The 5,315-nt window shown below is 71.5% G+C and carries 3 protein-coding genes; all 3 read left to right on the forward strand.

Annotation, left to right across the window (positions count from 1 at the left end):
• The first annotated feature begins 105 nt into the window (after nucleotides 1-105).
• Complete coding sequence (locus tag AB1609_14950) at nucleotides 106-2,781, forward strand: N-acetylmuramoyl-L-alanine amidase (GenBank protein MEW6047756.1); 2,676 nt, start codon at nucleotides 106-108, stop codon at nucleotides 2,779-2,781.
• A 17-nt stretch (nucleotides 2,782-2,798) separates the two neighbouring features.
• Nucleotides 2,799-3,383, forward strand: coding sequence for a GerMN domain-containing protein (locus AB1609_14955; GenBank protein MEW6047757.1), 585 nt, complete (start codon nucleotides 2,799-2,801; stop codon nucleotides 3,381-3,383).
• 42 nt (nucleotides 3,384-3,425) lie between these two features.
• Nucleotides 3,426-5,315: UDP-N-acetylmuramoyl-L-alanine--D-glutamate ligase (gene murD / locus AB1609_14960; GenBank protein MEW6047758.1), on the forward strand; the 1,890-nt coding region annotated here is incomplete at its 3' end.

The raw sequence follows: 5,315 nt of genomic DNA on the forward strand, positions 1-5,315 counted from the left end.
CGCTGCCGCCCGATCGTCCATCCGGCCGCGCCGGTGAAAGACGCCGGCCACGCCGGCTTTTTTATACCGCACGCCTGGAAATGACTGGAGACGGGGCGGGTCAGCGTGGGCGGGGCAGGCGGGGGGCGCTTCGGGAAAGCGAGGCGGCTGGGAGCCGCAGCGGTGGTGCTGCTGGCGCTGGCAAGCCTGGGCGCGGCGAGGCCGTCGGTGGCCGCCGCTGCCGGGGGGGACGCCTCCAGCCTGGTCTGGATAGACGGAAAGCCGGCCGGCGCCGCCGACGGGCAGGCGCTCATGTTCAACGGCACCCTCATGATCCCCGCCCGGCTCTTCGAGGCACTCGGCGCGACCATCCAGTGGGACCCCTCGTCGAAGACGGCGCTTCTGCGGCGAGATACGGCGAGCATCCGGGTGCAGGTGGGTTCCAGGCAGGCCACGGTGGGGAAGGAGCGCCGGGCGCTTCCCGAGCCGCCGGAGCTGGTGGAGGGGCGGCTCGCGGTGCCCCTTCGGGCCGTGGCGGAAGCGCTGGGCATCCGGGTGGAGTGGGATGGCGAGTCCGGCAGGGTCAACCTCGCGACGCGGCCTCGGGCGGCGGAGAAGCCGGCGCCTGCCAAAGCCGCGGCGCCCGCAGAGGCTCCGCCGCATCCTCAGGCTTCGCCAAATGCTGCTCCCCCGGCCCGGCCCACCGAGGAGACGGCGGCAGAAAAGGACCGGCTACAGGCAACGGGGCAGGTGGCGGGGCAGCCTGGCGAGCGCGGGCCCTATACGCCCTCCCCGAGACCCCAGCCGCCGGATCTGACCCCTGCCCGGAAGGATCCGGTGGAGAGGGTCCTGGCGCTGCTCCCGTCCGCCGGTGCTCCTGCGGATGCGGGCCCCAGGGTGTTCGACGTCTCGGCTTCCGTGCAGGTGGCACGGGAAGCGGCCAGGGCGGTTTCCCCTGCGGTCTCGGCTGATGAGCCCGTGCTCCCCGCAACTGGCGACAGAGGTTCTGCTCCCGAGAGCGCGGACTCCGCGGGGGTGCCGGTGGCGATCCCGGTAAGACAGGTCACCTCCCAGCCCCAACCGGTCGCTTTCTCGGCCGGGGAGACGGCGCTCGGGCCCCAACCGGCGCCCTCCGAGGCGAAGGTCGCCGCGTCCTTGCCCCCGGCGACGAAGCCGGCCGCCACGGAGCCGCCCACCGTGTCGCCCGGCGAGGTCACGGGGGTTACCGTACGCCGCCAGGGCGGGCGAGCCCGGATCGATATCCTGAGCGAGGGGCCGGTGCGGCTGCGGGACTCCCCGAAGGTTCTGGCCGATCCCCCGCGCCTCGTGATGGACCTGGAGCAGGCCAGGCTGGCCGCGCCGGGTTCCGAGTATCCGATGAGCGGCGCCCTGGTCAAAGGGGTGAGACTGGCCCAGTACGAGCCCAACGTGGTCAGGGTGGCCATCGACCTCGCGGCGGCCGTGGGGTTCCAGGTGAGCACCGACCCGCAGGACGGCCACGTCTCGGTGCTGCTCAATCACGCGGTCTCCGGGGTTTACTGGCTTTGGAGCCCGGAGGGCCGGGCGCAGCTCTGGGCCGAGATGTCCGGGCTGGCGCCCGTGCGCACCGCCACGCTCACGGACCCGCTTCGGCTGGTGATCGACATCCAGCAGTCGACCCTGGCAGGCGCAGCCGGGGAGTGGGAGGTGAGCCAGGGGCCGGTGCGGCGGTTCCGGATGAGCCAGTTCCAGCCGGACGTGGTGCGGGCCGTGCTCGAGCTGGAGAGACCCATCCAGCTCAACGTGACCACGTCGCTCGACCTCACCCGGCAGCTGCTGGACGCCGGCACCAGCGGCCCGGTGCAGCCGCCCGGCGACATGGACCTGGTGCTGGACGTTTACAGCCGCATCACGGACGTGGCGGTCCGCCCGCTGGGACCGAGGGGAGCCAGTGTGGTGGTGGAGTCCACGGGGCCCATTCAGCCCCGGGCGTTCTACCTGCGCAACCCGGACCGGCTGGTGCTGGACATCCCCGGCGCCGTGGTGGATCGCAGGCTGGATCCGGAGGCCCTCAAGGAACGTCCGGGCGTGGGCCCCGCCCTGAGCGTCCGGGTCGGGCAGTACCTGCCCCGCAGCGCCCGCGTGGTGGTGGAGCTCAAGCAACCCGTCGGCTACCAGATCTTCAGCGCGGACGAACGGGAGACCATGGTCGTGGCGCTCGGCGACCGGCCGCTGACCGGCCGGACGGTGGCGATTGACCCCGGCCACGGGGGCTTCGACCCGGGCGCCATCGGCGTCAGCGGGACCCCGGAGAAGGTCTACAACCTCGACATCGCCACCCGCCTCGCCCGGTTGCTGGAGTCGGTGGGCGTGGAAGTGACCATGACCCGGCGCAGCGACGTGTACGTCTCCCTCGACGAGCGGGTGGACATCGCTTCCCGGGCGAGGGCGTCCGTGTTTGTCAGCGTGCACAACAACGCCTCGACGTCGGCCAGCGTGGTGGGAACCGAGGTCTTCTACTCCGTCAACAACCCGGCCAGCCAGCGGCTCGCCGAACTCCTCTATGACTCGTTGTTGGACAAGCTCGGCACCACCGGGCGGGGCATCCGGATGCGCCGCGACCTGCGGGTGCTGAGGCTGGCCGAAATGCCGGCCGCGCTGGTGGAGGTCTCCTTCGTCGACCATCCCGATGACGAGAACCGGCTGCAGAATCCGGCGTTTCGCCAGAAGGCTGCGGAAGCGATGTTTGCAGCGATTGTCAGTTTTCTCAGCCAGGTGGGAAATGATACCGTAGAGACGGTCTCTGTGCGCGCTGCCCGCTAGCGAGGAAGAGAGGTGGCATGGCCGTGCGGCTGAAGGCGTGGATCGGGGCCGCGGTGGCCCTGGTGCTGATCGCTGCCGGCGGCCTGTGGTACGCCGCGCGTTACGAGGACCGCATCCTGCCCGCCATCGGGCTGGGGCAGCCGGTGGTGCTCTACTTTGCAGCCCCGGACGGGGCACAGCTCGAACCCGAGGTGCGCTACGTCCTGCCCGGGCAGGATAACCCGATGCGGCGGCTGGAGCTTCTGGCCAGGGGACCGCGCCTCGGCAGCGGCCTGGCGCCGGTGCTCCCCACAGGAGCCCGGCCGCTGGAGGTGAAGATCGAGGGCGATACCGCCATCGTGAGCTTTTCCCGGGAAATACGGGAGCGCCACTGGGGCGGGACGACCGGCGAACTGATGACCGTCTACGGCATTGTCAACACGCTGGCCGGCTACCCGGGGATCCGCAGGGTGCAGATCCTGGTGGAGGGCAAGCCGGTGGAGACGCTTGCCGGGCACCTCGACCTAACGCAGCCGCTGGAAGCTGACCCATCGCTGGTGCGCCGCCGGGCCTCGTCCCGGCGTTTCGGGACGCCGGTGGCGCCGCCGGCGCCGGCGTCATAGGTTGTTTAGTCGCCGGACGCCCGGGGGCAGGCGCTGCGGGCCATGCCCCTCGAGGGCAGGAGGTATGCGCAGAGCAGCTTGATCGGCGTCTACGATTCCGGCGTTGGCGGCCTCAGTGTCCTTCGCCACCTGTGGCGCTTGCTCCCGGACGTACCCGTACTCTACGTGGCAGATTCGGGGCGGGCGCCCTACGGGGGCCGGCCGCCCGAGCAGATCGCGGAGTTCGGCGCGGAGATCGCCTCGTTCTTGCGGCAGCGAGGAGCCCAGCTCCTGGTGGTGGCATGCAATACCTCGTCCTCGGTTGCCCTGCCGGCGGTGGCAGAGGCGTTCGGGGGCCCCGTGGTCGGCATGCTGGAGCCGGCGGCGGCGGCTTGCGCGAGGCTGTGGCCGCAGCCGGGCACCAGGGTCACGGTGCTGGCCACGGCCACGACCGTGGGCAGCGGCGCGTACGTACGGGCCCTGGCCCGGCACGCCCCGCACCTGGAGGTGGCCCAGGAGGCCTGCCCGGAGTGGGTGCCGCTGGTGGAGGCCGGGCTTCTCGATGGGGAACAGGCGGAAGAGGCCGTTCGGCGCCACGTTGAGCCCCCGCTGCAGGGGGGCGCGCAGGGGCTGTTGCTGGGCTGCACCCACTACCCGTTCCTGGAGCCGGTCATCCGCCGGGTAGCCGGCCGGCCCGTGGCGCTGCTCGACCCCGGCGAGGCCGTGGCGCAGGCGGCGGCGCGGAAGTTTGCGAGGGGCGCCGAGCCCGGGCGAGAAGTGTTCCGCCAGGAGAGGGCGGCGGCGGACTCGTTTTTCACGAGTGGTGACCCCGAACAGTTCGAACGCCTCTTCCGCGCCCTGGCAGGCGCCGACCACGAGGCGAGCGGGCGGCAGTGGGGTGGCGTGCGGCCGGTAAGATGGAAAGGATCAGCCGTGGCAATCCCGACAAGCGTTCACACGCAACTGCCCGACACCTGGCGAGGTGTCCGGGTGGCGGTCGTAGGGCTTGGGGTTGAGAACGTTCCCCTGGTACGGTACCTCGTGACCCATGGCGCCTCGGTGGTGGCGTCTGACCGCAAGCCCCTGGAGCAGCTGGGCCCGAGGGGCGCGGACCTGGAGCGGCTCGGGGTACGGATGGTGCTCGGCGAACACTACCTGGAGGTGCTGCAGGACGTTGACGTAGCGTTCGTGACGCCCGGCATCCCCAAGCACCTGCCGGCCATCGAGGCGGCGCGCCGGGCGGGCGTTGTCGTCACGGGGCAGGCCGACCTCTTCATGCGGCTGTGCCGGGCGCCCATCGTGGGCGTCACCGGCTCCAGCGGAAAGACCACCACCACCACGCTCATCGGGCGCATGCTGGGCGGTACCGGCCGGCCCGTCTTCGTGGGCGGCAACATCGGGGAACCCCTCATCGAACACCTCGACGACATCGGCCCCGACGCCTGGGTCGTCCTCGAACTCTCCAGCTTCCAGCTCGAGACGGCGGGCGTGAGCCCGCACGGGGCCGTCGTGACCAACGTGACGCCCAACCACCTGGATGTCCACCAGACCATGGAGGCGTATGTGGCGGCAAAGACGCGCATTCTGGCCTTCCAGGGCCCGGACGACTTCGCCGTGCTCAACGCCGAAAACCCCATTACGGCGGAGATGGCGGGGCGCACGGCGGGGCAGGTGCTCTGGTTCGGGCTTGGCCGCCACGAACCGGGAGCCTGGGTGGAGGGCGACCGGCTGCTGGCCGCCATGCCTGCGCTTCCCGGGCTCCCGGATGACGTTGTGCCGGGCGGCGTCGTGGAAGTGTGCCGGCGCAGCGACATCCGGCTGCGCGGCGAGCACAACGTGGAGAACGTCCTGGCGGCCAGCCTCGCCGCGCTCCGCTGCGGCACGCCGCTCGAGGCCATCCGGGAGGCCGTTCGCACCTTTACGGGCGTTGTGCACCGCCTCGAAGAGGTGGGC

The organism is Bacillota bacterium (genome assembly GCA_040754675.1).
GTDB lineage: Bacteria > Bacillota > Limnochordia > Limnochordales > Geochordaceae > Geochorda.